25 protein-coding genes and 1 pseudogene are annotated in these 26,426 nt (G+C 65.1%); 19 read left to right on the plus strand and 7 right to left on the minus strand.

The features are described from left to right. Nucleotides 1–51: 51 nt before the first annotated feature. Entirely contained in the window at nucleotides 52–990 is a 939-nt protein-coding gene (locus tag F8237_RS22565; protein ID WP_151648014.1) for a LysR family transcriptional regulator, read from the minus strand. Nucleotides 991–1,202: 212 nt separating this feature from the next. On the opposite strand from F8237_RS22565, the pseudogene F8237_RS22570 reads away from it, so the two are divergent. The 6 genes and pseudogenes from F8237_RS22570 to F8237_RS22595 all read left to right on the plus strand — a co-directional run bounded on the left by F8237_RS22570 (nucleotide 1,203) and on the right by F8237_RS22595 (nucleotide 7,117). Next, nucleotides 1,203–2,281: pseudogene (locus tag F8237_RS22570) on the plus strand (ABC transporter ATP-binding protein). Nucleotides 2,282–2,331: 50 nt separating this feature from the next. Continuing rightward, complete coding sequence (locus F8237_RS22575; RefSeq protein ID WP_151648016.1) at nucleotides 2,332–3,048, plus strand: HAD family hydrolase; 717 nt, start codon at nucleotides 2,332–2,334, stop codon at nucleotides 3,046–3,048. Between the two features lie 15 nt (nucleotides 3,049–3,063). After that, nucleotides 3,064–4,371 (plus strand): NAD(P)/FAD-dependent oxidoreductase, encoded by a 1,308-nt coding sequence (locus F8237_RS22580; RefSeq protein ID WP_162006395.1) that lies wholly within the window; start codon nucleotides 3,064–3,066, stop codon nucleotides 4,369–4,371. Nucleotides 4,372–4,399: 28 nt separating this feature from the next. Continuing rightward, nucleotides 4,400–5,449: an ABC transporter substrate-binding protein gene (locus F8237_RS22585; RefSeq protein ID WP_162006170.1), complete on the plus strand. Its 1,050-nt coding sequence runs from the start codon at nucleotides 4,400–4,402 to the stop codon at nucleotides 5,447–5,449. Nucleotides 5,450–5,522: 73 nt separating this feature from the next. Then, nucleotides 5,523–6,335, plus strand: coding sequence for an ABC transporter permease (locus F8237_RS22590; protein ID WP_151650634.1), 813 nt, complete (start codon nucleotides 5,523–5,525; stop codon nucleotides 6,333–6,335). After that, nucleotides 6,332–7,117: an ABC transporter permease gene (locus F8237_RS22595; protein WP_151648022.1), complete on the plus strand. Its 786-nt coding sequence runs from the start codon at nucleotides 6,332–6,334 to the stop codon at nucleotides 7,115–7,117. Before F8237_RS22590 ends, F8237_RS22595 begins: the two co-directional genes overlap by 4 nt. Nucleotides 7,118–7,252: 135 nt before the next feature. On the opposite strand, the gene F8237_RS22605 is transcribed toward F8237_RS22595, so the two are convergent. Next, nucleotides 7,253–7,903 (minus strand): TetR/AcrR family transcriptional regulator, encoded by a 651-nt coding sequence (locus F8237_RS22605; RefSeq protein ID WP_162006171.1) that lies wholly within the window; start codon nucleotides 7,901–7,903, stop codon nucleotides 7,253–7,255. A 209-nt stretch (nucleotides 7,904–8,112) separates the two neighbouring features. Between F8237_RS22605 and F8237_RS22610 the strand changes: the two genes are divergently transcribed. Beyond that, complete coding sequence (locus F8237_RS22610; RefSeq protein WP_151648026.1) at nucleotides 8,113–9,453, plus strand: MFS transporter; 1,341 nt, start codon at nucleotides 8,113–8,115, stop codon at nucleotides 9,451–9,453. A 22-nt stretch (nucleotides 9,454–9,475) separates the two neighbouring features. Next, the gene (locus F8237_RS22615; protein ID WP_151648028.1) at nucleotides 9,476–10,966 is read left to right on the plus strand and encodes a carboxylesterase/lipase family protein; all 1,491 of its coding nucleotides are present in this window, start codon (nucleotides 9,476–9,478) and stop codon (nucleotides 10,964–10,966) included. Here the strand turns inward: F8237_RS22615 and F8237_RS22620 are convergent. Beyond that, nucleotides 10,950–12,647, minus strand: coding sequence for a GMC family oxidoreductase (locus tag F8237_RS22620; protein ID WP_151648030.1), 1,698 nt, complete (start codon nucleotides 12,645–12,647; stop codon nucleotides 10,950–10,952). The two genes, F8237_RS22615 and F8237_RS22620, sit on opposite strands and share 17 nt — an antisense overlap. Before the next feature lie 276 nt (nucleotides 12,648–12,923). Here F8237_RS22620 and F8237_RS22625 point away from each other — a divergent pair, with 276 nt between their 5' ends. Further along, the gene (locus F8237_RS22625) at nucleotides 12,924–13,667 is read left to right on the plus strand and encodes a metallophosphoesterase family protein (RefSeq protein ID WP_151648032.1); all 744 of its coding nucleotides are present in this window, start codon (nucleotides 12,924–12,926) and stop codon (nucleotides 13,665–13,667) included. A 19-nt stretch (nucleotides 13,668–13,686) separates the two neighbouring features. On the opposite strand, the gene F8237_RS22630 is transcribed toward F8237_RS22625, so the two are convergent. Genes F8237_RS22630 through F8237_RS22640 form a run of 3 tightly spaced genes read right to left on the minus strand, consistent with a single transcriptional unit; the run spans nucleotide 13,687 to nucleotide 15,957 of the window. Continuing rightward, nucleotides 13,687–14,445 carry an amino acid ABC transporter ATP-binding protein gene (locus F8237_RS22630; protein ID WP_151648034.1) on the minus strand — a complete coding sequence of 253 codons (759 nt, stop codon included), beginning with the start codon at nucleotides 14,443–14,445 and terminating at the stop codon, nucleotides 13,687–13,689. Then, on the minus strand, nucleotides 14,442–15,104 hold the full coding sequence (locus F8237_RS22635; protein ID WP_151648036.1) for an amino acid ABC transporter permease: 663 nt from the start codon (nucleotides 15,102–15,104) through the stop codon (nucleotides 14,442–14,444). The genes F8237_RS22630 and F8237_RS22635 overlap by 4 nt, the downstream gene beginning before the upstream one ends. A gap of 13 nt (nucleotides 15,105–15,117) precedes the next feature. Beyond that, entirely contained in the window at nucleotides 15,118–15,957 is an 840-nt protein-coding gene (locus tag F8237_RS22640) for a transporter substrate-binding domain-containing protein (protein WP_151648038.1), read from the minus strand. A gap of 237 nt (nucleotides 15,958–16,194) precedes the next feature. On the opposite strand from F8237_RS22640, the gene F8237_RS22645 reads away from it, so the two are divergent. The 10 genes from F8237_RS22645 to F8237_RS22690 all read left to right on the plus strand — a co-directional run bounded on the left by F8237_RS22645 (nucleotide 16,195) and on the right by F8237_RS22690 (nucleotide 25,483). After that, entirely contained in the window at nucleotides 16,195–17,112 is a 918-nt protein-coding gene (locus F8237_RS22645; RefSeq protein WP_151648040.1) for an NAD(P)-dependent oxidoreductase, read from the plus strand. Nucleotides 17,113–17,128: 16 nt separating this feature from the next. Then, nucleotides 17,129–17,482, plus strand: coding sequence for a RidA family protein (locus tag F8237_RS22650; RefSeq protein ID WP_151648042.1), 354 nt, complete (start codon nucleotides 17,129–17,131; stop codon nucleotides 17,480–17,482). 9 nt (nucleotides 17,483–17,491) lie between these two features. Continuing rightward, nucleotides 17,492–18,718: a pyridoxal phosphate-dependent aminotransferase gene (locus tag F8237_RS22655; protein WP_151648044.1), complete on the plus strand. Its 1,227-nt coding sequence runs from the start codon at nucleotides 17,492–17,494 to the stop codon at nucleotides 18,716–18,718. Next, entirely contained in the window at nucleotides 18,715–20,376 is a 1,662-nt protein-coding gene (locus F8237_RS22660) for a thiamine pyrophosphate-binding protein (RefSeq protein WP_151648046.1), read from the plus strand. The genes F8237_RS22655 and F8237_RS22660 overlap by 4 nt, the downstream gene beginning before the upstream one ends. A gap of 3 nt (nucleotides 20,377–20,379) precedes the next feature. Beyond that, nucleotides 20,380–21,645, plus strand: a complete 1,266-nt coding sequence (locus F8237_RS22665) for an NAD(P)/FAD-dependent oxidoreductase (protein ID WP_151648048.1) — start codon at nucleotides 20,380–20,382, stop codon at nucleotides 21,643–21,645. A 9-nt stretch (nucleotides 21,646–21,654) separates the two neighbouring features. Then, on the plus strand, nucleotides 21,655–22,398 hold the full coding sequence (locus F8237_RS22670; RefSeq protein ID WP_151648050.1) for an aspartate/glutamate racemase family protein: 744 nt from the start codon (nucleotides 21,655–21,657) through the stop codon (nucleotides 22,396–22,398). Nucleotides 22,399–22,507: 109 nt separating this feature from the next. After that, nucleotides 22,508–23,212: a GntR family transcriptional regulator gene (locus tag F8237_RS22675; protein ID WP_244625949.1), complete on the plus strand. Its 705-nt coding sequence runs from the start codon at nucleotides 22,508–22,510 to the stop codon at nucleotides 23,210–23,212. A 308-nt stretch (nucleotides 23,213–23,520) separates the two neighbouring features. Further along, entirely contained in the window at nucleotides 23,521–24,051 is a 531-nt protein-coding gene (locus F8237_RS22680) for a thiamine pyrophosphate-binding protein (RefSeq protein WP_151648054.1), read from the plus strand. Between the two features lie 5 nt (nucleotides 24,052–24,056). Continuing rightward, nucleotides 24,057–24,647, plus strand: a complete 591-nt coding sequence (locus F8237_RS22685) for a thiamine pyrophosphate-dependent enzyme (RefSeq protein WP_151648056.1) — start codon at nucleotides 24,057–24,059, stop codon at nucleotides 24,645–24,647. Between the two features lie 56 nt (nucleotides 24,648–24,703). Continuing rightward, complete coding sequence (locus tag F8237_RS22690) at nucleotides 24,704–25,483, plus strand: SDR family NAD(P)-dependent oxidoreductase (protein WP_151648058.1); 780 nt, start codon at nucleotides 24,704–24,706, stop codon at nucleotides 25,481–25,483. Nucleotides 25,484–25,630: 147 nt separating this feature from the next. Here F8237_RS22690 and F8237_RS22695 read toward each other — a convergent pair whose 3' ends face one another. Continuing rightward, nucleotides 25,631–26,425, minus strand: a complete 795-nt coding sequence (locus F8237_RS22695; protein WP_151648060.1) for an IclR family transcriptional regulator — start codon at nucleotides 26,423–26,425, stop codon at nucleotides 25,631–25,633. Between the last annotated feature and the right edge of the window lies 1 nt (nucleotide 26,426).

Genomic DNA, 26,426 nt, shown 5'->3' on the forward strand with positions numbered 1-26,426 from the left:
GGGACCAGTCGCTCCCTTCGGCCCAAGCCATTGCCTCGTGCCGGCCCCCGCTCAATAACACGCCGCCATCGCGCCGAGCTTCGGGTAGAGCCGGTCGATCGCGGCGATCTCGCCTTGCATCTGCGCGATGATCCAGTCGCGGATCTCGGCGGCGATGGGGCGCATCACGCGGTTGCGCGGAGGCAGGAATTCGCAGATGCGGCGCGTGGTGGTGAGCGTCTCTGACGCCGGCACCAGTGCGCCGGTCAGCAGCCAGTGCGAGGTCACGGTCAGCCAGCCGAGCGCGATGCCCTGGCCGAGCAGCGCGGCCTGCACCACGACGGCATAATCGGTGAAGCTCAACGCCTTGGCCGCGCCGCGGCGCCCGGTGAGCAGCGAGGCGTAATCCGTGGCCCAATCGCCCGGGGTCTCGGCGAGACGAATGATGGTGTTGCCCTCGGCAGGATCGGTCTCGCCGAGATAGCCGGGGCTGCACATCGGCAACGTGACTTCCTTCATCACCAGCGTGCCACCCGACGACGGCTCGTCGCGATCGCGAAAACGCATGCCGAGGTCGACATTCTCCACCGGGCCGCGTAGCGCGCCCGAGATGAGCTGAAAGCGCAGATCCACTTGCGGAAACTGCCGCTGCAGCTTGTCGATGCGCGGCATCAGCCAGTGCGTGGTGAAGGCGGAGGAGACCGACAGCGTCACCGTCTCGGTGCCCTTGCGCCGCCGCTCGATCTCGACGAGGCCACTCTCGATGCTGCGAAAGCCTTCGAGCACGCGGCGATAGAGCAGCTCGCCTTCCTCGGTGAGCACCGCGCGCCCCGCCTTGCGATCGAACAGGCGCACGCCGAGATGCTCCTCGAATTGTCCGAGCATCCGGCTCACCGCCGGCTGCGTGACGTTCAGTTCGGCGGCGGCCGCGGTGAAGCTGCCGTTGCGCGCCGCTGCGTCGAACACGAACAGGGCGTTACTGGAGGGCAGCATCCGGCGGAGCTCAGGCATAACGCCATGTTATGAGGCCCGTAATAATTTGGCAATTGCCGGATTCTGCCAAGTCTGTTGTCATTGGCATCACAGCCTAAAGACAGGGTGTTCGTGAGAATATTTGGTGCGGCGCACGCTTCGCCGCTGAATGCTCCAAAACGCTGTCTATAAAGCAGGCTTATGGCGCGCAGTGAGGCACGCCATTGCAGGGGCACAGGCGAGGTCGATCGTTGGACAAGCGAGCGGAAAGCGTCGAGATCAGGTCGGCCAGCAAGGCCTACGGCGCCGTTCGCGCCCTCGACGACGTTTCCCTCAATGTCGGTGCAGGCGAGTTCGTTTCGCTGCTCGGCCCTCCGGCTCCGGCAAGACCACGCTGCTCGGCATTCTGGGCGGCTTCATCCTGCCGTCGAGCGGAACGATCCTGTTCGGCGGCCGCGACGTCACCTGGATGCCGCCGCACAAGCGCGACATCGGCGTCGTCTTCCAGAACTACGCGCTGTTCCCGCATATGAGTGTCGGCGAGAACGTCGCCTTTCCCTTGCGCGCACGGCGCCTGCCGAAGGCGAGTTGGCCTGACAAGGTGCGCGCCGCGCTCGGCATGGTGGGACTTGCCGGCTATGAAGAGCGCGGCATTGCGCAGCTCTCCGGCGGCCAGCGCCAGCGCGTGGCACTGGCGCGCGCCATGATCTTCGAGCCGCGCCTGATCCTGATGGACGAGCCGCTCTCCGCGCTCGACAAGCAGCTGCGCGAATCCATGCAGATCGAGCTGCGCGCGCTGCACCGGCGCATCGGCGCCACCATCATCTACGTCACCCACGACCAGCGCGAGGCGCTGACCATGAGCGACCGCGTCGCGGTGATGAAGGACGGCCGGCTGATCCAGATCGACGAGCCCGAACGGCTGCACGATCATCCCGCCGATTCCTTCGTGGCGAGCTTCATCGGTGAGGCGACGATGCTGCCGGTTCGGCGTGTCGATGCCTGCAGCGTTGCGCTCGGCAATGCCCTGCTGCGCAGCGCCCGCGCCATTCCCGATGGTGATGCCCTGATGCTGGCCGTGCACAGCGAAAAGCTGCTGATCGACGACGGCGCACAGGAGGCCGGCTGCAACCGCCTGACCGGTACGGTCACCGACATTGTCTATCAGGGCGAGAGCCTGCGCATCTTCCTGGTGCTCGAAGGCGGCGTCGCGCTCAGTCTGCGCCAGCCGGCCTATCACCAGGCCTACAGCCGTATCCCGCCGCTCGGCGGCAGCCTCACCGTCACCCTTCACCCCGAGGACACCATCGTGGTGCCGAGAGTGGACTGAAGAGAGTGGACTGAACTCAAGCCTTGTTTAACCTGAGAGAAGAAACCAACATGTCGACCCAAGCCGCGTTCAGCAATTTCAAGGTTCTCACCTTCGACGTCGTCGGCACCTTGATCGATTTCGAGGCCGGCGTGCTCTCCGCGGTGCGCAGGATCTCGGGCAAGACGCCGGCCGAGCTCAGCGACGAGCAGATCTTCGAGCCCTACAAGCGCGGCCGTGACGCGCACTACGAGCGCTCCAGCGAGGCGATGTTCCACGTCTATCGCCATCTCGCCAAGGAGCTCGGATTGCCGTCCGACGACGCGTCCTGCGACACCTTCCAGCTCTCGGTGCTGCGCTGGGGTCCGTTCGCCGATTCGGCCGAGGCGCTGAAGCGGCTGCGCACGAAGTTCCGCCTGGTGGCGATGACCAATGCCGATCGCGTTGCGCTGTCGGCTTACGCGCACGCGCTCGGCAATCCCTTCGACGACACCGTCTGCGCCGACGACACCGGCGTTGCAAAACCAAATCCGGAGTTCTTCGCCTACAACAAGGGCCGCCAGTCCGCGTTCGGCTACAAGCAGTCCGATATCCTGCACGTCGCGCAGAGCCAGTACCACGACATCGGAATCGCGCGAAAGCTCGGCTACAAGGTGTGCTGGATCGAGCGGCGCCAGGGTGTCGCCGGCTTCGGCGGCACGCCCGCCGTTGAGGCGCTGACCAAGCCGGACTTCCACTTCCCGACGCTGAAGGCGCTCGCGGACGCCGCCGTCGGCCCGGCGGCGTAACGCATGAGCGCGGGCATGACACGGGACTGGAGCGCGATGCCGTCGGTCAACTCGCTGTGGGAAGCCACGGCGGAGCCGGCGCGCGACTTTCCCGTGCTGTCGGGCGAGCATCAGGCGGATGTGGTGATCATCGGCGCGGGCTATACCGGCCTGTCCGCCGCGCACCACGTCGCGAAGGACGGCCTCGCGCCAATCGTGCTGGAGGCCAATCGTCCCGGCTGGGGCGCCAGCGGCCGCAATGGCGGGGTGATCACCGCAAAATTCCGTCTCTCGTTCCGCGAGATCGACGCCGCCCATGGCCGCGCCATGGCGAAGCGCATGTACGAGATCGCGCATGAATCGACCGATATCGTCGAGGAGCTGGTCTCCGAATTCGGCATCACCAGCGCGAACCTGACGCGCACCGGCCAGGTCAAGGCCGCGCACAACGAGACCACGCTGAAGGCCGCGATCGACGAAGCCAACTGGATGACGCGCGAGATGGGCTCCGCCGAGGTCCGCATCCTCGACAAACAAGGCGTGCGCGACGAGACCGGCTCCGACATCTTCGTCGGCGGCGTGCTCAATCCCGGCTCCGGCGGAATTCATCCGCTGAACTATCTGCGCGGCCTCGCCGATGGCGTCGCGCGCCGCGGCGTGCCGGTTTTCCAGCAATCGCCGGTGATCAGGCTCCGGCGCGAGAAGGACGGCATCGTCGCCGAGACGCCGCAAGGCATGGTGCGCGCCAAGCAGGCGATCATCGCCACCAACAGTTATTCCGATCTCACCGGTGAGACCTCGCATCTGCAGCGCACGCTGATCCCGTTCCGCAGCGCCATGGTCGCGACCGAGCAGCTACCGCGCAATCTCGCTGGAAAGCTGATGCCGACCGGGCGGACCTACACCGAGACCAAGCGCATGATGCGCTGGTTCCGCATGGTCGACAATCGCGTGATCTTCGGCGGCCGCGGCGCCTTCGGCAAGCAGGATTCGGAAGCCGCCTTCGACGCCCTGCGCAAGGCGATGGTCGGCATCTTCCCGGATCTGGCCGACGTCCCGCTCGCCTACAGATGGTCGGGCCTCGTCGCGATGACGCTGGACTCGGTGCCGCATATCGGCCGGCTCGACGACCGCACGCTGTTCTCGGTGGGCTACAACGGTGCGGGCGTCGCAATGTCGAGCCTGATGGGCCGCTATCTGGCCGCTTTCGTGCGCGGCGAGATGCCCGAGGTCGGGCTACTCGATGCGAAGCGCATGAAGACGATCCCGTTCTATCCGTTGCGCGAGCCCGCCGTGCGCATGGTCGCCGGCTGGTACCAGTTTCTCGATGCGATCGGTCAGTGAGATTTTTGTGGCGACAGAGGAGGCGAGGATGACCACGAAGCGAAATCTTGGATATGGTTATGCGGTGTTGGGCGCCATTGCGCTCAGCGGCACCGCCGCGAGCGCCGCCGAGCAGATCACCTTCGTCTCGCAGGGCGGCGCCTATCAGCAGGCGCAGACGGTGGCGATCCTCGATCCCTCCGCCAAGAAGCTCGGCATCACCATCAACCAGGATTCCATTCCGGACGCCTGGCCCGCGATCAAGACCCAGGTCGGCAGCGGCAAGCCGATCTGGGACGTCGTCGATACCCCGACCGGCTATTGCCTGCGCGGCGGCGAGCAGGGGTTGATCGAAAAACTCGACTTCTCGAAGATCCCGAACGCCGCGGCGATGCCGGAGGCGTATCGCAGCCCCTATTCGATCTCCTACGAGTTCTATTCCAGCGTGCTGGCCTACAGCCAGAAGACCTTCCCGAAGGACGCGCCGAACAGCTGGATCGATTTCTGGGACGTGAAGAAGTTTCCCGGCCGCCGCGCGCTGCGCAACCATCCGATCGCCACACTCGAGGCGGCGCTGATGGCCGACGGCGTCGCGCCCGACAAGCTGTATCCGCTCGACGTCGATCGCGCCTTCAAGAAGCTGGAAGAGATCAAGCCGAACATCACGGTGTGGTGGACCTCGGGCGCGCAATCGGCGCAGCTGCTCAATGACGGCGAGGTCGATATGGAGATGGCCTGGAACGGTCGCGTCAGCGCCGTCGCCAAGGAGGGCGCTAAAGTCTCCTTCACGTACAACCAAGGTATCCTGCAGAGCACCTCGCTGTGCATTCTCAAGGGTGCGCCAAATCTGGAGACGGCCGTAAAATTCCTCAACGAAGCCGTCGATCCCGTGCACCAGGCCAACCTGCCGCTCCACATCGATTACGGCCCGGGCAACCCCAAGGCATTCGAGACCAACGTCATCAAGCCCGAGCGCGCGACACAATTGCCGAGCGAGCCGGCCAATGCGGCCAAGCAGGCCCTGATGTCCTACGCCTGGTGGTCCTCGCCCGCAGGCGAAGCCGCCGAGAAGCGCTGGGCGTCGTTCATGCAGAAGTAAGCGAAGCGAGGCAGCGTTGACGACATCCGTGCCCGATTCATCGCAAAAGCATCAGCGCCGCGAGCATGCGCTGATGCTGGCATTGGTGTCGCCGGCGCTGCTGGTGATCCTGGCTCTGATCGTGCTGCCGGTCGGCTGGCTCGCCTGGCAGTCGATCTATCATGACGGCTTCACGCTGGAGAACTATCGCCGCGTCTTCACCGAGGACATCTACTGGCGCAGCTTTGCGCTCACTTTCGAGATCAGCCTCGCGGTGACGGTCGTCGCGCTGCTGCTCGGCTATCCCGTGGCCTATCTCGCCAACTCCGTGCCGAAAGGGTGGAGCATCCTCATCCTGTCGCTGGTCGTGCTGCCGTTCTGGACCAGCGTGCTGGTGCGCGCCTATGCCTGGCTGGCGCTGCTCCAGCGCACCGGGGTGATCAACCAGTTCTTGCGCTATCTCGATGTGATCTCCGAGCCGCTCGCGCTGGTCCACAACACCTTCGGGACGGTGGTGGCAACCGTGCACATCCTCTTGCCGTTCATGGTGCTGCCGCTCTATGCCACCATGCAGAAGATCCCCGGCGATTTGATGCAGGCCGGCGCCAGCCTGGGAGCGAGCCCGTCGCTGACTTTCGTTCGCGTCTTCCTGCCGCTGTCGCTGCCGGGCGTGCTCGCCGGCTGCACCATGGTGTTCGTGCTCTGCCTCGGCTTCTACATCACGCCGGAACTGCTCGGCGGCGGCCGCACGGTGATGGTGTCGATGCTGGTGAGCCGCAATGTCGAGCTCTACAACCAGTTCGGCGCCGCGAGCGCGGTCGCCGTCGTGCTGCTCCTGAGCGTGCTTCTGATCTTCTTCGCCGTCAGCCGCTTCATTTCGCTCGATCGCATCCTGGGGCAGAAATGACGCGCCTCTCGCCCGCACGGATTGCCCTCTACGTGATCAGCGCGCTGGTGCTGCTCTATCTGATCCTGCCGGTGCTGATCATCGCGCCGATCTCGTTCTCCAGCGCGCGCTTTCTGACCTTCCCGCCGCCGTCGTTCTCGACGCGCTGGTATCAGCAATATTTCGCCAATCCAGCCTGGATGCAGGCGACGCGGGTGACGCTGACGATCGCGCTGCTGACCGTCGTGATTGCGACGCCGTGTGGAGTCGCGGCAGCCTATGCCATCAGCCAGTCCAGGCTGCGGATCATGCGCGTGATCCACATGGCGCTGCTGCTGCCGCTGGTGGTGCCGATCATCATCACGGCCGTCGGCATCTTTTTCGTCTATGCCAAGGTCGGCCTGGTCGCGACCCTGCCCGGCCTTGTGCTGGCGAACGTGATGCTGGGATTGCCTTATGTCGTCATCTCGGTGCTCGCAGGCCTGCAGAGCTTCGATCCCGCGCAGGAGATGGTGGCGCGCAGCCTCGGCATGAACCGCCTGCGCAGCTTCTTCGCGGTGACGCTGCCGCAGGTCAAGTCGAGCGTGGTCGCCGGCGGCATCTTCGCCTTCATCTCGGCGATGGACGAGACCATCGTCGCGCTGTTCATCTCCGGCGGCCAGTATCAGCCCCTCACCAAACGCATGTTCACCGCGCTTCGCGACGAGATCGACCCGACCATTGCCGCGATCTCGACGCTGATGACGGCGGCGTCGTTCATGCTGGTGCTCGCGGCGGGCGCGCGGCAGAAGAAGAGCGGGTGAGGGCGACATTCTCGGTGTCATCGCCCGCGAAAGCGGGCGATCCAGTACTCCGAGACTGCCGTGATTGAATCGATGGGCCGCGGCGTACTGGATTCCCCGCCTTCGCGGGGAATGACAGCGCGTGTGTGGCGGCTGTTAAGCCTTTGCCCCCAGCCACGCCAAAATCATCTCTACGATCTGGCTCCTGCTCCTCGCCAGCACCTTGGGCTCGCTGAGATCGCGGTCGAACAGCGCGCCGAAGGTGTGGCGGTTGGCGACGCGGAAGAAGCAGTAGGAGCTGATGGCGAGATGCAGATCGATGGCGTCGACGTCGTCGCGGAAGGCGCCTTCGGTGCGGCCGCGCTTGAGGATGCCGTCGAGCGTGGCGATCACGCTGGCGTTGAGCTGGCGCAGTTGAAGGTTCTGCTTCAGGTGCTTGCCGTGGTGGATGTTCTCGATGCTGACGAGGCGGATGAAGTTCGGGTTGCGCTCGTCATGGTCGAAGGTCGCCTCGATCAGCCGGCGCAGTCCCTCGCGCGCGTCGCAGCTTGCAATGTCGAGCTGGTCCTCCAGCGCGCGGATGCTGCGATAGGCCTCTTCCAGCACCGCGAGGTAAAGCTGCTCCTTGCCGCCGAAATAGTAATAGATCATGCGCTTCGAGGTGCGCGTGCGTGCCGCGATCGCATCGACGCGCGCGCCGGAATAGCCTTCCGAGGCGAATTCGGCCATCGCCACTTCGAGGATGTCGCGCTTGGTGCGCTCGGGGTCGTTGGTGCGCTTCGATGGGGGCGGCATGCGCTCGAGCATCACTGTTTCTCCCGCCAGTTTCCACGGATCACCTTGAAGGTGAAAGCAAATTTCACCCGCTGGGGCGGTGATCCAATGCGTATTGCATAAACGTACCAGTTCGTACATTATTGTGTCAAACCAAGGTTGCGGCAACCACAACAACAATACTCGCGCGCGGCGGACTGCCTGACGCGAGCAGCAACCGGACACATGGGGAGGAGATTCAGATGACGTTGACGTCAGTCGCACCGCTGCATGCATCGCCCAGTGCCGATGCCACGCCGAACAGGCTGCCCAAGCGCGCCGCGCTGGTCAGCTTCGTCGGCAGCATGCTCGAATACTACGACTTCTTCATCTACGGCACCGCCGCCGCGCTGATCTTTCCAAAAGTGTTCTTTGCCAATGTCGACCCGGCGACCGGGACGCTGCTCGCACTGCTGTCGTTCGGCATCGGCTACGTCGCGCGTCCCGTCGGCGCCGTCATCCTCGGTCATTTCGGCGACCGTATCGGCCGCAAGACGGTGTTGCTGTTCACGCTGGTGCTGATGGGCGGCTCGACGCTTGCGATCGGCCTGCTGCCCGACGCCAAGTCGATCGGCAACGCCGCGCCCGTCATCCTGACGCTGCTGCGCCTGTTGCAGGGCCTGTCGGCGGCCGGCGAGCAGAGCGGGGCGAACTCGTTGACGCTGGAGCATTCGGCCAATTCCAACCGCGCCTTCTTCACGAGCTGGACGCTGAGCGGCACCCAGGCCGGCGCAATCCTTGCAACGCTGGTGTTCATTCCGGTGTCGAGCCTGCCGGAAGATCAATTGCTGAGCTGGGGGTGGCGCATTCCGTTCCTGTTGTCGTTCTTCGTGCTCGTCGTTGCCTATCTGGTACGGCGGACCATGCCGGAGACGCCCGTGTTCGAAGACATCAAGGACAAGGCGCAGGTGGCGCGCTTTCCCGTCGTCGCGCTGCTCCGCGACTATTGGCCGGACGTGCTGCGGGTGATCACCTGCGCGCTGATCGCCACCGTGAGCACGATGACCGCCGTGTTCGCGCTGGGCTACGCCACCAGCAAGTTCGGCGTCGCGCGCCCGACCATGCTGTGGGCCGGCGTGCTCGGCAATGTCACGGCGCTGATCACCCAGCCGTTCTGGGCCCTGCTCGCCGACAAGATCGGCCGCAAGCCGGTGTTCATCGGCGGCGTGCTCGGCTGCGCGGTGCTGGTGTTTCCCTATTTCATGCTGGTGACGTCGGGGAATACGATCGCGATCTTTGCCGCCGCGATGATCCTCTCCGGCATCATCTACGCCGCGCCGAATGCGATCTGGCCGTCGTTCTATGCCGAGATGTTCGAAGCCCGCGTGCGCTATTCCGGCACCGCGATCGGCACGCAGCTCGGCTTCCTCGCCGCCGGCTTCACGCCGCTGGTGAGCGCGAGCCTGGTCGGCGAGGGGCCGAACGGCTGGATTCCCGTGGCGATCTTCGTCGCCTGCTGCTGCGTGATCTCGGCAGCATCGGCGGCGACGGCACGCGAGACCCACAAGGTCGATATCGCCGATCTCGGCAAGCGGCGCGCTTGAGCAAGGACAGAGTGACGATCGCATGTTGACCAACGCAGTTTTCACTACGAGCGGTCCGGTCGTCGGTACTGAAACGAACGGCGTACGCGCCTTCAAGGGCGTGCCCTTTGCGATCGCGCCGCGTTTCGTCAGGGCGACACCGCTGCTCGCGTGGCCGGAGCCGCGGCAATGCACGGACTACGGCGCTTACGCGCCGCAGCCCGGGCATCTCGATCATGCTGACGAGAACACCTGCCTCAGCCTGAACATCTTTGCGCCGGCCGGGGCCGATCGTCCGCTGCCGGTGTTGTTCTTCGTCCATGGCGGCGCCTTCATCACCGGTGGCGGCGCCGATTATGACGGCTCGTTCCTTGCCGCGCACGGACCGGCCGTGATCGTCACCATCAACTACCGGCTCGGCCCGCTCGGCTTCCTGCAGCTGCATCGCCACGGCCTCGATGAGGCCAACAACCTTGCGATTTCGGATGCGCTCGCCGCGCTCAACTGGGTGCGCGCCAACATCGCGAATTTCGGTGGCGATCCGGATGCGATCACACTGTCCGGCCAGTCCGCAGGTGCCTCCATGGTGATCGCGCTTGCCACCTTGCCGGCGACCAAAGGCAAGTTCATCCGCGCCCTTGCGCTGAGCGCGCCCGGACGAAACATCATGAGCGCCGATCATGCCGACGAGGTCGCGCGCCGCGTGCTTGACGAGCTCGGGCTGGCGCACGATGTGGGTTCGATCACGTCCGTGCCGCTACCAAGCCTCTTCGCGGCGGTCGAGCGCGTCGGCCGCATGATCGCGGACGAGACCGAGCAGGGCACCGTGTTCGGCCCGGTCCTCGACGGCGCGGTGATTCCGCGCGAGCCGCGTGATGTCTTCGCCGCCGGCAGCTTGCGCGACATTCCGCTCTGGCTCGGCTCCTGCCGCGACGAGATGGCGATGTTCCTGAAGAGCACGCCGCCCGCCGCGATGATCCGCACCACCGAGCGTCAGGTACGCGACGCCTTCGGCGATGCCGGATGGTGTCGCCTGTTGTCCTACTACCGCGCCACCGCGCGGCTCGACGAGGATCCGTATGAGGCCCTGTTGTCGGATGCGTTCTGGCATCGTCCGATGGCCGATCTTGCCCGACTCCATGCTGCGGCCGGCGGCGCGGTGTGGCTGAGCCGGTTCGACCATCGTCCCGCACTCGAGCCGTTCCTGTCGCAGGGGCCGACCCATGGCGCCGACAATGCGTGCCTGTGGGCGCATTTGCCTGATTTCGTCGATCGCCCGATCCTCAAGCGCAAGGGCGGGCCGATGACGCCCGCCGACATCGACGTGGCGGCGCGGTTTCAGGCGGGCGTGCTGCGCTTCGTCACGACAGGCGCGCCCGACGTCGCGGAAGCCTGGCCGCGGTTCGAGCCTGCCAGGGAATCTCTCGCGATCTTCGCCCAGCCGTTTCACATCGTGCCGCTCAACGATGGTGCGCGCAGCCGCGTCTGGGCCGAGCTGCTCGCGCCATCGCGACCGGTCACTGCATCATCGTAGCCGCGATCTTTTCCGCCGACATCAGCACCGGAAAATTGGTGTTGGCGCACGGCACCACCGGGAAGATCGAGGCATCGACGACGCGCAGGCCCTGGATGCCCTTGACGCGGCCCTGGTTGTCGACCACCGCCATCGGATCGTCGGCCCGGCCCATGCGGCATGAGCACGAGGCATGCCACACGCCGATGGTTGCCTTGCGTACGAAGGCCTCCAGCGCCTCGTCGTCGTTGATGACATCGTCGAAAGTAAAGCCCTCGACCACGAAATTGTCGATCATGTAGTGACGCAGCGCCGCCGGTCCGTCCATCAGGGTCGCGGCGATCTTGGTCAGGATCCTGTTGGTGTTGTTGACCACGCCGATCTTGCGCACGCGGTCGGTGTAGGACGCCGGGAACGGCTTGTCCGTCACCGCCTTGACCACGTCGCTCATCTGCACCGCCGCCATCTTGCGGAAGCCGCTCATCAGGCGATCGAGGTCGCGCCGGTCGGACAGCAGATTGAACTCGACGATCGGCTCGGCTGCGGGATCACGCGAGGCGAGCTTGACCTGTCCGGTCTCGGAATAGGTCTTGTTGACGAAGGTGAGCAGCGAGCCGATCTGCTCTCCCACCGCGTGCCAGGCCGACTTGCTGAGCAGGACGACGAACATGTCGCCTTTGGGCACGTCCGGCAACCCGGACGAATAGCGCAGGCCGAGCTGCATGTGGCGCCTGGTGTGCTCGTTCATGCGCGCGCCGCGGCGGACAAAGGACGACAGCGAGATCGAGGGATGATCCATCAGGCGCTGGCCGACGCCCGGCAAGCCCATCAGGACGGGAATGCCCATATCCTTGAGGTGACCGACCGGACCGATGCCGGCACGCAAGAGATGCGCCGGCGAATGGATCGCGCCGCTGGAGAGGATGATCTCGCGTCCGCGGAATTCCTGCTCGCGACCGTCAACGATGGCCTTCACGCCGACGCATTGCGTGCCTTCGAACAGCAGTTCTCGAACTTGCGTGTTGGTGGAGATCGTGAGGTTGGCGCGCTTGCGCGTATCGCGGTCGAGATAGCCCATCGCGGCGGAGACGCGCTGCTCGGCCTGGTTGGAGTGCGTCACCGGGAAATAGCCGTCGACGAACTCGCCGTTCTGGTCCGGCAGGAACTGATGGCCGGCCTGCTGGAAGGCCTCGGCGAAGGCCTGCGAATGCCGTGTCCAGTGCTCTCGCGGAATTCTGCGTACCGGAATTCTGCCGTCCTTGCCGTGGTAGGGCCCATCGAAATCGAGGTCGCGCTCGACCTTCTTGAAGAAGGGCAGCACGTCGTTCCAGGTCCAGCCCTCGGCACCACGCGCGTTCCATTCGTCGTAGTCGGTCGGTGCGCCGCGATTGGCCATCTGGCCGTTGATCGACGAGCCGCCACCCAGTACGCGCGCCTGCTCGTATTTGCGCAACGGCGGCCGACTTTCGTTCGGATTGTTGTGGCTGACGACCTGGGTCGTGACCTTGAGCTCGGTCCAGTGGAAGCGCGGGTCGAAATAGGCGGTGCCCGGATAGCTGTCCCTGATCTCGGCCGGCTCGTTGCCCGGCGGCGTGTCCTGTCCGGCCTCGCACAGCAGGACCTTGTTGGCGCTCTTCGCGGAGAGCCGGTGGGCCAGCACGGACCCCGCCGAGCCGCCGCCCACGATGATGTAGTCGTACACGATTGGCGTTTCCTCTTGTTCTTGTCCGGGAAGCGTAGCGCGTTATTTTCCCGAGGTCACGCCGGCATTGCCGTGACAGTTCGTACTCGCGTCGCTTGATCGGCCAACTCGATTGTGTATTCTTTGCGCCAGCGCCGATTTGATCCTCAGCTTGCGGGCGCTTTACCAAATGCAGCTAAAGAGACCTGACTGAAAAGACTCTACCAAAGAGACCTGTCAGTCCTGCATTCTCCCGCATAGCGAAACCGATCGGCCATTCCGAATGGGGAGGGCCATATGAGATTTGCTGCCATCGCGGACATTCACGGAAATCGTCCGGCACTTGAAGCCGTTCTTGCGGACATAGCCGCGCTCGGAATCACTGATATCGTGAACCTGGGTGACCATGTCAGCGGCCCGCTCGAAGCGGCCCGGACCGCCGATCTGCTGATGGAGCGAGGCTTTCCGTCAATCAGGGGCGATCAGGATCGAATCCTTGTGGAGCTCTGGCAGGCCGGCGGCTCGACACGCAGCGATTTTCGCGAGCTCGGGCGCAGGCACTTCGACTGGATGGCAAGCATGCCGTCCACGCTTACATATCGAGAGCGGGTGTTCCTGTGCCACGGATCGCCAGGCGATGATGCCGCGTTCTGGCTCGACCACATCGCCGACGACGGCTGCGCGCATCCGAGCAGGATCGATTTCATCGAGGCTGGGGCGGAGGGGATCGACGCCGAGATCATCCTGTGCGCCCACACGCACATTCCGCGCGTGGTGCGGCTGAGGGATGGCCGGCTGGTCGTCAATCCCGGCAGTGTCGGATTGCCCGGCTACGACGGGAAGCTGCCTGTGCCCTACGTGGTCGAGGTCGGCACGCCGCATGCGTGCTACGCCATCCTGGAGGGCGGCAGAGCAGGTTGGTCCGCGACGCTCCGTTACGTGCCGTATGACACCACGGCCATGGCCGCACTGGCGCGCACCAAGGGTATGCTGACCTGGGCGAGCGCAATTGCGACGGGGTGGGTGCGGCAGAAAAGTTAGTCGTCGTCGGCGAACGTCCCTAATGCGTCTCGTGAAACCGGGCCAGGAACGCCTTCAGCCGTTCGCTGCGCGGCTGGCGGATGGTCTCTTCCGGCGTTCCGATCTCGGCCATGATGCCGTCGTTCATGAAACCGACGCGGGTGGAGACGTCGGCCGCGAAGGCCATCTCGTGCGTGACCAGCACCATGGTCATGCCTTCGGCGGCAAGGCTGCGGATGACGGAGAGGACTTCGCCGACCAGCTCGGGGTCGAGCGCCGAGGTCGGCTCGTCGAACAGCATCACCTCGGGCTTCATCGCCAGTGCGCGGGCGATCGCGACGCGCTGCTTCTGGCCGCCCGACAGGCGGCTCGGAAAGGCGTCGGCCTTGTCGGCGAGGCCGACTTTTGCCAGTAGATCGCGGCCGAGATCCTTGGCTTCGTTCTGTCCCATGCCCTTCACCTGCACCGGCCCTTCGGTGACATTGGCGAGCACGGACATGTGCGGGAACAGATTGAAGTGCTGGAACACCATGCCGACATGTTCGCGCAGCTGCGCCAGTTGCGCGTCCTTTGGCGCGCGAGGGCCTTTGCCGAACGCAAACCGATGCGATCCGATCGCAAGCTCGCCCTGCTGCGGCATTTCCAGCAGGTTCAGGCAGCGCAGGAAGGTGGACTTGCCGGAGCCGGAGGCGCCGATCAGGGTGACGACCTCGCCGCGCGCGACCGAGAGCGAGACGCCCTTGAGCACCTCATGATCGCCGAATGCCTTGTGGATGTTGTCCGCGATCAGGGCGCTCATCGGTGCGCTCCCATCCTGAGCTCGATCCGGTCGGCGACCAGCGTCAGCGGGAACAGCACGACGAAATAAAGGATGGCAATCGTGGTGTAGACCTCGAGCGGCTTGTAGCTCGATGCGGTGATGACAGTGCCCTGGTAGAGCAGGTCGCCGACCGCGACCACCGACACCAGCGAGGTATTCTTCAACTGCATGATGGTCTGGTTGATGAAGGAGGGGATCATCACCTGCGTTGCCTGCGGCAGCACGATGCGGCGGAAGATCTTGCCCCGTCGCATGCCGATGGCACGTCCGGCCTCCCACTGGCCGACATCGACCGCCTCGATGCCGCCACGAAAAATCTCGGCGTAGAACGAGCCGGCATAGAGCGACAGCGCGAGGAAGCAGGCCATCGCCGGCGACATGTCGACGCCGATCAGGACGGGCAGGGCGTAATACATCCAGATCAGCTGCACGAGCAGCGGCGTACAGCGGAAGATTTCGATGTAGAGACGCAGCGGCACCGAGACCCAGCGCGGTGCCGTCGTGCGCAGGATGCCGACGACCAGTCCGATCGAGAGGCCCGCGACCACCGTGGTCACCGTGTAGAACAAGGTGACCAGGAGCCCTTGCCAGATCAGGCCCCAATACGGCTTGAGCGCCGCGAACTCCCAGACATACATCGTCGCGTTGCCGTCAGAACTGCACTTCGCCCGGAAGGTCGTCGGCGCTGAGGCCGACCGCCTCGAAGCCCTTCAGCATCCATTCGCGGGTCTGGCCCATCGCGCGGTTGTAGTCGGCCCAGGCGCTGAGGAAATCCTTGTAGCGGCGGTCGCTCTCGGCGCGGATGCCCATGTTGGTGGGAAGCGTCAGCAGCGGGCGCGGGATCGCGAGATCGCCGAGGTTCGGATTCTTCTTCAGGGTCGAGACCGAGAGCACCGCCAGCGAGACGTTGCAGTCGGCACGGCCGGTCGCGACCGCAAGGATGGCCTCGTCGCGGTTCTTGAAGCCGAGGATGGTCGCCTTCGGGCAGTAGCGGCGCGCGATGGTCTCATGCGTCGAGCCGATGTCGACGGCGATCTTGACCTCGGGCTTGTTGAGCTCGCCCCAGGTCTGCGGCTTGGCGAAGCCCTTCTTGGTGATGACGGTGAAGGAGTGCACCAGGATCGGCGTCGAGAAGTCGATGACGAGGGCGCGCTCCGGGGTCGGGTTCACGGCGAAGGCGAGATCGACCTTGTCGGCCTGCAGGTCGAGGATCTGGTTGCCCCAGGTCGATTCCAGCGTCTCGACCTTGGCCCCGAGCTTGCTGGCGATGTCGTTGGCCATGTCGATGCAGGCGCCGGACCACGTGCCGGTGGCGAGATCCTTATGGAAATAGGGTTCCTGACCCACGATGACGGCAACGCGCAACACGCCATTCTTCTTGATGCGGTCGAGCGTGGAGGTCGATGCGGTGTCGGCTCTGGCTGCGCTGCTCGCGGCGGCAATCGCGGCGCCCGCCAGCGCGACAGTGGTGAGTGCATCCCTGCGATTCATGGCTTGTTGCCTCCTGGAATTTGGGTCGGATCGTCTCCGGCCTCTGGACTATTTCTGTATTCAGGATAAAATGCAATACGGTATTTCGATTTGCTGACCATTTGTGCGGCAAGGCAGAGATGAGCCCAATATCCTGGCAGGATTGCGCAAAATTCCCTGAGGCGAGGGGTTGTCAATCGCATTCAAGTCTGAATACAAGACTGAACGCAATATAGAAGTGAGCTGAAGGAGAGGCCTGTGCGCGCCCTATTCGTCGATGCGAACGAGACCCTGGCGGCGGTGACCGACAAGCTGCTGGCTTCGCAGAAGCTGCCGGTCAGCATCAACCGCAACCCCGCGATCAAGCCCGACGATCTGCCCGGCCTGCTCGGCGATGCCGAGATCATGATCGTCGATCACACCGCCGTGCCGACCGCGATTGCAGAGAAATGCGCGAAGCTGAAGCACGTCGTCTTCCTCGGCACAGGCCCGCGCAGCTACATGAATCCGGACGAGCTCGCTGAGCGCGGCATCGCCGTCCACATCATCAAAGGCTACGGCGACACAGCGGTGGCCGAATGCGCGATCGCGCTGATGTGGGCCTCCGCGCGAAACTTCGGCGAGATGGATCGCGGCATGCGCGAGGGCAACTGGCTGCGCCGTGACGCGATGCAGCTCACCGGCAAGACGCTCGGCCTGATCGGCTTCGGCGGCATCGCGATGGAAGCAGCCCGCATGGCCGCGGGCTGCGGCATGAAGGTGATCGCCTGGAACAGGACGCCGAAGACGCATCCCGGAGTCGAATTCGTTCCTCTGGAGAAGCTGCTGGCCGACAGCCACGTCGTCTCGCTGCATCTGCTGCTCACCGACGAGACCAAGGGCTTTTTGTCGCGCGAGCGCATCGCGCAGATGCGCAAGGGCAGCATCCTGATCAACACCGCGCGGGGCGCGGTCGTCGACGAGGATGCGATGCTCGACGCGCTGCGCTCGGGTCATATCGGCCACGCCGGCCTCGATGTCTTTACCGTCGAGCCGCTGCCGGCGGGGCATCCCGTGACCAAGCTGCCGAACGTGACGCTGTCGGCACATTCGGCGTTCCGCACGCCGGAGGCTAGCGACAATCTCATCGGCGCGGCGCTCGATCATTGCCGCCGCATCATCGTCACCGGCAAGTAAAGAATAAGGACATCCCATGTCGGACATCACCCGCATCGACCAGAACGCCCGTCGCAGTCGCGCCTCCGTGTTCGGCGACCTCGTCTTCCTCGCCGGACAGGTCGCGGACACCAAGACGGCCGACATCACCCAGCAGACCAAGGAGGCGCTGGCGAAGGTCGACGACATGCTGGCGCGCGCCGGCACCGACAAGTCGCGCCTGCTCAGCGTGCAGGTCTGGCTCAAGACGATGGACGATTTCGACGCCATGAACGCGGTCTATGATGCCTGGGTCGTGCCGGGCGATACGCCGACCCGGGCCTGCGGCAAGGTCGAGCTCGCCGATCCCGCCTTCCTCATCGAGGTGATCGCGATCGCCGCTCGCAAGTAAGGCTCGGCCGTGACTGTCCAGGCTTCCGCATCGACCTTCCGCCCCGCCCAGCGCATCGGCGCGATCGGCGTCTCCGAGATCCTCAAGATCGGCGCGGTCGCGCAGCGGCTCAAGCGCGAGGGGCGGCCGGTGATCGTGCTCGGCGCCGGCGAGCCCGATTTCGATACGCCCGACCACGTCAAGGACGCCGCGATCCGCGCCATTCGCGCCGGCCAGACCAAATACACCAGTCTGGACGGCACGCCGGAACTGAAGGCCGCTATCGCGCAGAAATTCCGGCGCGAGAACGATCTCGTCTACGCCGCCGACGAGATCACCGCCGGTGCCGGCGCCAAACAGGTGATCCACAACGCCTTCATGGCGAGCTTAAGCCCTGGCGACGAGGTCATCCTCGCAGCGCCCTATTGGACCAGCTATGCCGACATGGTGCGCATCGCCGACGGCACGCCGGTCGACGTGCTCTGCCGCGCGGACAACGGCTTTCGCCTCGATGCCGGCGATCTCGAGCGCGCGATCACGCCGAAGACGCGCTGGCTGCTGCTGAACTCGCCGTCCAATCCAACCGGTGCGGCCTACTCCGCGGCGCAGCTTCGCCCGATCCTGGATGTGCTCAAGCGCCATCCGCATGTCTGGCTGATCGCCGACGACATCTACGAGCACCTCATTTACGACGGCATGCCGTTCGTCACCGCGGCGGCGCTCGAGCCGAGCCTGAAATCGCGCACGCTGACGGTGAATGGTGTTTCCAAGGCCTATGCCATGACCGGCTGGCGCGTCGGCTATGGCGGCGGTCCGCGCGAATTGATCGCGGCGATGGCGGTGGTGCAGAGCCAGAGCACGACCAACCCCTGCTCGGTGAGCCAGGCCGCCGCGATTGCCGCGCTGACCGGGCCGCAGGATCTTCTGGTCGAACGCCGCGCCGCATTCCAGCGCCGCCGCGACATCGTGGTCGACGCGCTCAACGCGATCGACGGCGTCATCTGCCGCCGGCCGGAAGGCGCGTTCTACATCTATGCGAGCTGCGCCGGCCTGATCGGCCGCCACACGCCGGATGGCGTTACGATCGACAGCGATGCCGCCTTCTGCCGTTTCCTGCTGGAGAGGCATGACGTGGCCGTGGTGCCGGGCAGCTGTTTCGGCCTTGCACCTTATTTCCGCCTGTCCTACGCCACCTCGGAACAAAACTTGCGCGAAGCCGTGATGCGCATCGCCAAAGCCTGCAGGGAGCTGTCATGACCATTCGTAACACCCGCACCGGGGGCCAGATCCTGATCGATCAGCTGGTCGCCCAGGGCGTCGACCGCGTCACCTGCGTGCCGGGCGAAAGCTATCTGGCGGCGCTCGATGCGCTGCATGACAGCCCGATCGACGTCGTGATCTGCCGCGCCGAAGGCGGCGCTGCGATGATGGCGGAAGCCTATGGCAAGCTCACCGGACGCCCGGGCGTCTGCTTCGTCACCCGCGGCCCCGGCGCCACCAATGCCAGCCACGGCGTCCACATCGCGATGCAGGATTCGACTCCGATGATCCTGTTCGTCGGCCAGGTCGACACCGGCATGCGCGAGCGCGAGGCGTTCCAGGAGCTCGACTACAAGGCGGTGTTCGGCACCATGGCGAAATGGGCGGTCGAGATCGATCGCCCGGATCGCATTCCGGAGCTGGTCGCGCGCGCCTTCCGCGTCGCGATGCAGGGCCGTCCCGGTCCGGTCGTGATCGCGCTGCCGGAGAACATGCTGACCGAGACCGCCGCCGTTGCGGATGCCATGCGCATCGAGCCCGCGGTGAGCTGGCCGGCGCCTGCCGATGTCGAGCGCGTTGGTGCGATGCTGGCGAGCGCCAAGGCGCCGCTCGTCATTCTCGGCGGCTCGCGCTGGACCGATGAGGCGACCAAAAGCATCGCGCGCTTCGCCGAGCGCTTCGACCTGCCGGTCGCGACCTCGTTCCGCCGGGCGTCGCTGATCGACGCCGACCATTCGCACTATGCCGGTGACCTCGGCATCGGGCCGAGCCCCGGCCTGAAGGCGCGCATCGACAATGCCGATGTCATTCTTCTCATCGGCGGCCGTATGTCGGAGATGCCGTCCTCGTCCTACACGCTGTTCGACATTCCGACGCCGAAGCAGAAGCTGATCCACGTGCATCCGGGCTCGGAAGAGCTCGGCCGCGTCTATCAGCCGGAGCTGGCGATCCAGGCGACGCCCGCCGCGTTCGCCGCCGCCGTCGAGGCGTTGAAGCCTTCAGGCGCGGTTGCCTGGAAGGGCGAGGCCGCCAAGGCGCATGCCGATTATCTCGCCTGGACCGACAAGGCGCGCGAATTGCCGGGCACGTTCCAGTATGGCCAGGTCATGACATGGCTGCGCGATCGCCTGCCGAAGGACGCGATCGTCTGCAACGGCGCCGGCAACTACGCCGGCTGGATCCATCGCCATCACCGCTTCCACAGCTTTGCCTCGCAGCTTGCGCCGACCTCGGGCTCGATGGGCTATGGCGTGCCGGCGGCGGTGCTCGCGAAACGGCAATTTCCGGATCGCACCGTCATCGCGTTTGCCGGCGACGGCTGCTTCCTGATGAACGGCCAGGAGTTCGCGACCGCTGTGCAATACGACGTGCCGCTGGTCGTCATCGTCGTCGACAATTCGCAATACGGCACCATCCGCATGCACCAGGAGCGCGACTATCCCGGCCGCGTCGTCGGCACCCAGCTCAAGAACCCTGATTTTGCGATGTACGCCAAGGCGTTCGGCGGCCATGGCGAGCGCGTCGAGCGCACCGAAGAGTTCGCGCCGGCCTTCGAGCGCGCGCTGGCTTCCGGCAAGCCGTCGATCCTCCATTGCATCATCGATTCCAGGGCGATCTCGGTCGGCAAGGATTTCACGCCGGCGGTGAAAGCGTAAGCGATGCCGGAGGGCCGCCACGTCGCCATCATCGGAGCCGGCGCGGTCGGCGTGGTCAGCGCCATCGAGGCGCTGCGCGAGGGTCATCGCGTCACGCTGATCGATCCGGGTGAGCCCGGTGGCGAACAGGCGGCAAGCTATGGCAATGCCGGCTGGCTGTCATCGCATTCGGTGATCCCGCCGGCCGAGCCGGGCATCTGGAAGAAGGTGCCGGGCTATCTGATGGACCCGCTCGGGCCGCTGGCGATCCGCTGGTCTTACTTGCCGAAGGCGCTGCCCTGGCTGGTCAAGTACCTGCTCTCCGGCTGGACCGAGGCGCGGGTCGAGAAGACGGCTTTCGCGCTGCGCGATCTGTTGAAGGACGCGCCGCTGCTGCACCGGAAGCTTGCGGAAGAGGCCGGCGTGCCCGAACTGGTCGAGCGCAACGGCGTGATGCATGTGTTCCCGTCGCGCGGCAATTTCGACAACGACCTCGGCTGGCGCCTGCGCAAGAAGGTCGGCGTCGAATGGCTGGAGCTCAACGCCGACGAGATGCGTCAGCGTGAGCCCGATCTGCATCCGCGCTACACGTTTGGCGTCGTGGTGGAGGAAGCCGGACGCTGCCGCGATCCCGGCGCTTACGTCGCGGCGCTCGCCAATCATGCGCTGGCGAGCGGTGTGAAACTCGTGCGCGCCAAGGCGACCGGTCTCAAGCTGAACGGCAACAAGCTCGTCGCCGTCATCACCGAGACCGGCGAGATTTCCTGCGATGCCGCCGTCGTTGCCGCCGGCGCGCATTCAAGGCGGCTCACCGCGTCGGTCGGCGATCCGCTGCCGCTCGAGACCGAGCGCGGCTATCACGTGATGATCGAGAACCCGGAGTCCGGGCCACGCAGCTCGATGATGGCGTCGGATGCGAAGATGGTGGTGAACTGGACCGACAAGGGTCTGCGCGCCGCCGGCACGGTCGAGATCGCCGGCCTCGAGGCTGCGCCGAACTGGAAGCGCGCCGAGATCCTGCGCAATCATCTCCTCAGCATGTTTCCGAAGCTGCCGAAGGACATTCCGGCTTCGCGCATCAAGACCTGGTTCGGACATCGTCCGAGCATGCCTGATGGCCTTCCCTGCATCGGCCATGCGCGCGCCTCGCGCGACATCGTCTATGCCTTCGGTCACGGCCATATCGGCCTGGTCGGCTCGGCCCGCACCGGCCGCCTCGTCGCGCAGCTCCTGAGCGGCAAGTCGCCGGAAATTCCGCTCGCGCCGTTCGCGCCCACTCGCTTCTTCTGAGATCGCACCATGACTTATTCTGCCAGCTCATCCTCCCGCATCGCCCGCGGCGGCAAGGCCATCTATGGCGCGCCGCTCGGCATCCTGATGCTGGAAGCGCGCTTTCCCCGCATTCCCGGCGACATGGGCAACGGCACCACCTGGCCATTTCCCGTGCTGTATCGCGTGGTGAGCGGGGCATCGCCGGAGAAGGTGGTGCTGAAGGGCGCCGCCGGCCTGCTGCCTGATTTCATCGATGCAGCGAAGGATCTGGTGCGGCTCGGGGCTGAGGCCATCACCACCAATTGCGGCTTCCTCTCGCTATTCCAGAAGGAGATCGCGGCCGCTGTCGGCGTTCCCGTCGCGACCTCGTCGCTGATGCAGGTGCCGTGGGTGCAGGCGACCTTGCCGCCCGGCAAGCGCGTCGGCCTCGTTACGGTGTCGGGCTCGACCCTGACGCCGGCCCATCTCGAAGGTGCCGGTGTGCCGCTCGATACGCCGCTGGTCGGCACCGAGCACGGCAAGGAATTCTTCCGCGTCCTGATCAAGGCGGAGAAGGACGACATGGACGTCGCCCAGGCCGAGCGCGATGTGGTCGAGGCCGGCAAGCAGCTTGTCGCCAAAAACCCTGACGTTGGCGCCATCGTCCTCGAATGCACCAACATGCCGCCTTATGCGGCAGCCCTGCAGGCCGAAGTCGGATTGCCCGTCTACGATATCTATTCCATGATCACCTGGTTTCATGCTGGACTGCGCCCGCGCGCCTTTGCCTGAAGTCCGGCAGTCGCAAAGCTCTGAACAAACGCGGCTCAGCTGTCGTTTGCATTGCAATCGCCTCGATAGCCCCGGTATATTGAACTGTGTTCGGACATGAATGCAGCGTATGAAGAGCAACGTGGAACTGGCCTCCGATAGTATCGTCGATCGCGTCTATGAACAGCTCAAGGCGATGGCCGTGAGCTATGAGTTCAAGCCGGGCGAACGGCTCAATGAAGGCGAGCTGGCAAAACGCCTCGGCGTCAGCCGAACGCCGCTGCGCGAAGCGCTCAATCGTCTCAACACCGAAGGCTTCCTGCGCTTCACGCCGGGCAAGGGCTTCTTCTGCCGCGAGCTCGATGCCCACGAGATCTTCGATCTCTACGAGCTGCGCAAGTCGATCGAGGTCGCCTCGATCCGCCTCGCCATCAAGCGCGCCAAGGACGAGGACATCGACGCGCTGCTGAAATTCCTCGAAGCCACCGGCCCCGATCCCGGCGAACGCTCTTCGGTGGAGTTGGTCGAGCTCGACGAGACCTTTCACGAGCGGCTGATGGGAATGTCGAACAATGCCGAGATGCTGCGCGTGCTGCGCAACGTCAACGCCCGCATCCGCTTCGTGCGCTGGATCGACATGGACAGCATCAACCGCTCCAACACGCAAGCCGAGCACCGTGCGGTCGTCGAAGGCCTGAAGGCGCGGAACGAAGAGGCCTGCGTCTCGGTGCTGGAGAAGCACATCGATCGCCGCCTCGATCGCATTACGTCCGCGATCAAGGAAGGCTACGCGCAGATCTACATGCCCGCTGCCGCGAGGTCGGCGGCGAATTGAGCTCCTCTTCCCTTCTCCCCTTGCGGGAGAAGGTGGCGCGAAGCGCCGGATGAGGGGTATCTCTCCGCGAATATGGAGGCGCACGAGTGCGCGGAGGCAACCCCTCACCCGAGTGAGTGTATGTCAACCCGCGGTGATGCCCTCTCCCGCAAGAGGAGAGGGCGCAGCAATGCGCACCGCGCTGTCGGTCCGCAACCGACAGCGAAAAGCCAGCTATACAATTCCTCGATATCTGATCGTCCCAGACAGTCAGAGCTTTCGCGCCCGAACATCGCTAGCGTGCCGCTCGAAATTCACGGAGACACGCGGTGCATAGCCCCAAGCCCAACCCCGAAATCGACTGGCCGAGCGAGCTCTATCGCATCCTCAAAGCCGCCGACGTCCGGCAGATGTCCTATGTCCCCGATGCCGGCCACAGCCAGCTCATCCGGATGTTCTCCGCCGACAAAGACGTCACCACCAACGTGCTGACGACGGAGGAAGAAGGCATCGCCATTGCCGCGGGTGCCTGGCTCGGCGGCCAGCGCAGCGTGCTGCTGATGCAGTCGAGCGGGGTCGGCAATTGCATCAACATGCTGTCGCTGTCGGCGATCGGCCGCTTTCCGCTGCTGATGCTGGTGACGATGCGCGGCGAATGGGCCGAGTTCAATCCCTGGCAGATGCCGATGAGCCGGGCGACGCAGCCTTCGCTGGAGGCGATCGGCTTGAAAGTGATGCGCGCGGAGACGGCGGAGGATCTGGTCGAGACGGTCGAAGCGGCCGCGGCGCTCGCCTACGACTCCGACCAGCAGATCGCGGTCCTGATCGGGCAGCGCCTGATCGGCAAGAAAAAGTGGTGATGTCGATGTCGAATGCCTCTCAACTGGATCGCCGTGCCGCCGTTGCGGCTCTCCTCAGGGATCGCAAGGATACGCTGGTCGTCTCCGGCCTCGGCTCGCCCACCTATGACCTTCATTCGGTCGGCGACCACGACGGCAATTTCTATCTCTGGGGCGCCATGGGTGGCGCCGCGCTGATCGGCCTCGGCCTTGCTCAGGCGCAGCCGGGTAAGCGCGTGCTCGCCTTGACCGGCGACGGCGAGCAATTGATGGGGCTCGGCGGCCTTGCCACCATTGGCGTCGCACGTCCGCGCAACCTCGACATTGTCGTGATCGACAACCAGCACTTTGGCGAGACCGGGATGCAGGCGAGCCATACCGGGCGTGGCGTCGATCTCACGGCGATCGCGGTTGCTTGCGGCTTTGCCGCAACCGCGACGGTGCGGACGCTCGAGGAGGTGCAGCGCCTCGCCGTGCAGATCGCGGCGCCAGCCGATGGCCCACGGCTCTTTGTCATCAAGGTTCTGGCCGAAAATCCGCCGCGTTCGCTGCCCTCGCGCGATGCCGTCTTTATCAAGAACCGGTTCCGTGCTCATCTCGGCTTTGCGGCGGCCTGAACCGGAGTCTCGTCCGGGATAGCCGCTGCCCAAGCAGCACTTCTGGAGTGAGACCCATGAAACTATCCGGCAAGGTCGCCGCCATCACCGGCGCGGCGCGTGGCATCGGCAAGGCCTGTGCAAAGCGATTTCTCGATGACGGCGTCAAGGTCGTCATCTCGGATGTCGATGCCGATGGTCTGGCTGCAACGGCCGCCGAGCTGGGGCATCCGGACGCCTTGCGTACCGTGGTCGGCAATGTCGCCAGGCGCGCCGACGTGGATCAGCTCGTCGCCACCGCCGTGAAGGAATTCGGCCGGATCGACATCATGGTCAACAATGCCGGCGTTGCCCGCAACCGGGACATCCTTGAGATTTCGGAAGAAGAATTCGACGAAATCATCGGCATCAATTTGAAGGGCGCGTTCTTCGGCGTCCAGGCCGCGGCCAGGCAGATGATCGCGCAGGGCGGCGGCGGCGTCATCGTCAACATGTCCTCGGTCAACGCGCTGCTGGCGATCCCGGCGCTGGCGACCTACGCGATGTCCAAGGGCGGCATGAAGCAGCTCACCTCGGTGGCCGCCGTTGCACTGGCCCCGCACAACATCCGCGTCGTCGCGGTTGGGCCGGGTACGATCCTGACCGATATGGTGGCATCCTCGATCTACACCTCGGAAGACGCCCGCAAAACCGTGATGTCACGCACGCCGGCCGGCCGCGGCGGCGAGCCGAGCGAGGTCGCCTCCGTCGTCGCGTTCCTCGCCAGCGACGATGCGTCCTACATCACCGGGCAGACGATCTATCCCGATGGCGGCCGATTGATCCTGAACTACACGGTGCCGGTGAAGGAGAAGTAGGGCAGCTCCATTCTCACTGTCATCGCCCGGCTTGACCGGGCGATCCAGTACGCCGTGACAGCAGTAATAGAGCCGATGAGCCGCGGCGTACTGGATGCCCCGCCTGCGCGGAGCATGACAGACGTTGGGTGGCGAACAGTTTGCCTTTCACTCCGCCGCCAGTGTCATCCCGTAGCCGAGCCGTTTCGAGATGCCGCCCGCGCAGTCGCGCAGGGCATGGGCGATCGGGCTGTCCCAGCGGGCGTCGAATGTGCCTTCCGGTCCCATCGCGGTGATCACCAGCGCGACATGGCCGGCATGGTCGAACACCGGCGCGGAGAACGCGTTGACGCCGGGCAGGGGATCGCCGAGCGCACGGGCGAGGCCGTGCTTGCGGACCTCGGTCAGCATCTCGGCGACTTTCGCGCCTTTCACCGCGCGCTTCGGATTGTAGCCGACGCCGTGGCGATCGAGGCCGCTTTCGAGTGCGGCGTTGATCGTCTTCTCCGGCAGGAAGGCGGCAAAGGCGCGGCCGGTCGCCGTCTCCAGCAGCGCCATCACCGATCCCGCGCGCATCACGATGTGCATCGGTTGGCCGGGCTCCTCCAGCTGCACCACGGTCGGGCCATGCGTGCCCCAGACCGCCAGCGAGACCGCATGTCCGATCTGGCTCGCGAGCGCGGCGATCTTCGGCTGCGCGATGCGCACGCCGGAGAGGCGGCGCAGGCTGATCAGGCCGAGCTCCAGCGCCAGCACGCCGATCTCGTAGCGGCCGGTGGTCTCGTCCTGCTCGATCAGCCCGATCCGGGAGAAACTGGCCAGATAAGGATGTGCCTTGGCCGGCGTCATGCCGGCCTCGCGGGCGAGATCGCGCAGCATCATCGGCTCGCCGCTTCGGGCGAGCGCGCGGAGCAATTCTCCGCCGACCTCGATCGACTGGATGCCGCGACTCTCTCTCTTCATG

It is taken from the genome of Bradyrhizobium betae (assembly GCF_008932115.1).
GTDB lineage: Bacteria > Pseudomonadota > Alphaproteobacteria > Rhizobiales > Xanthobacteraceae > Bradyrhizobium > Bradyrhizobium betae.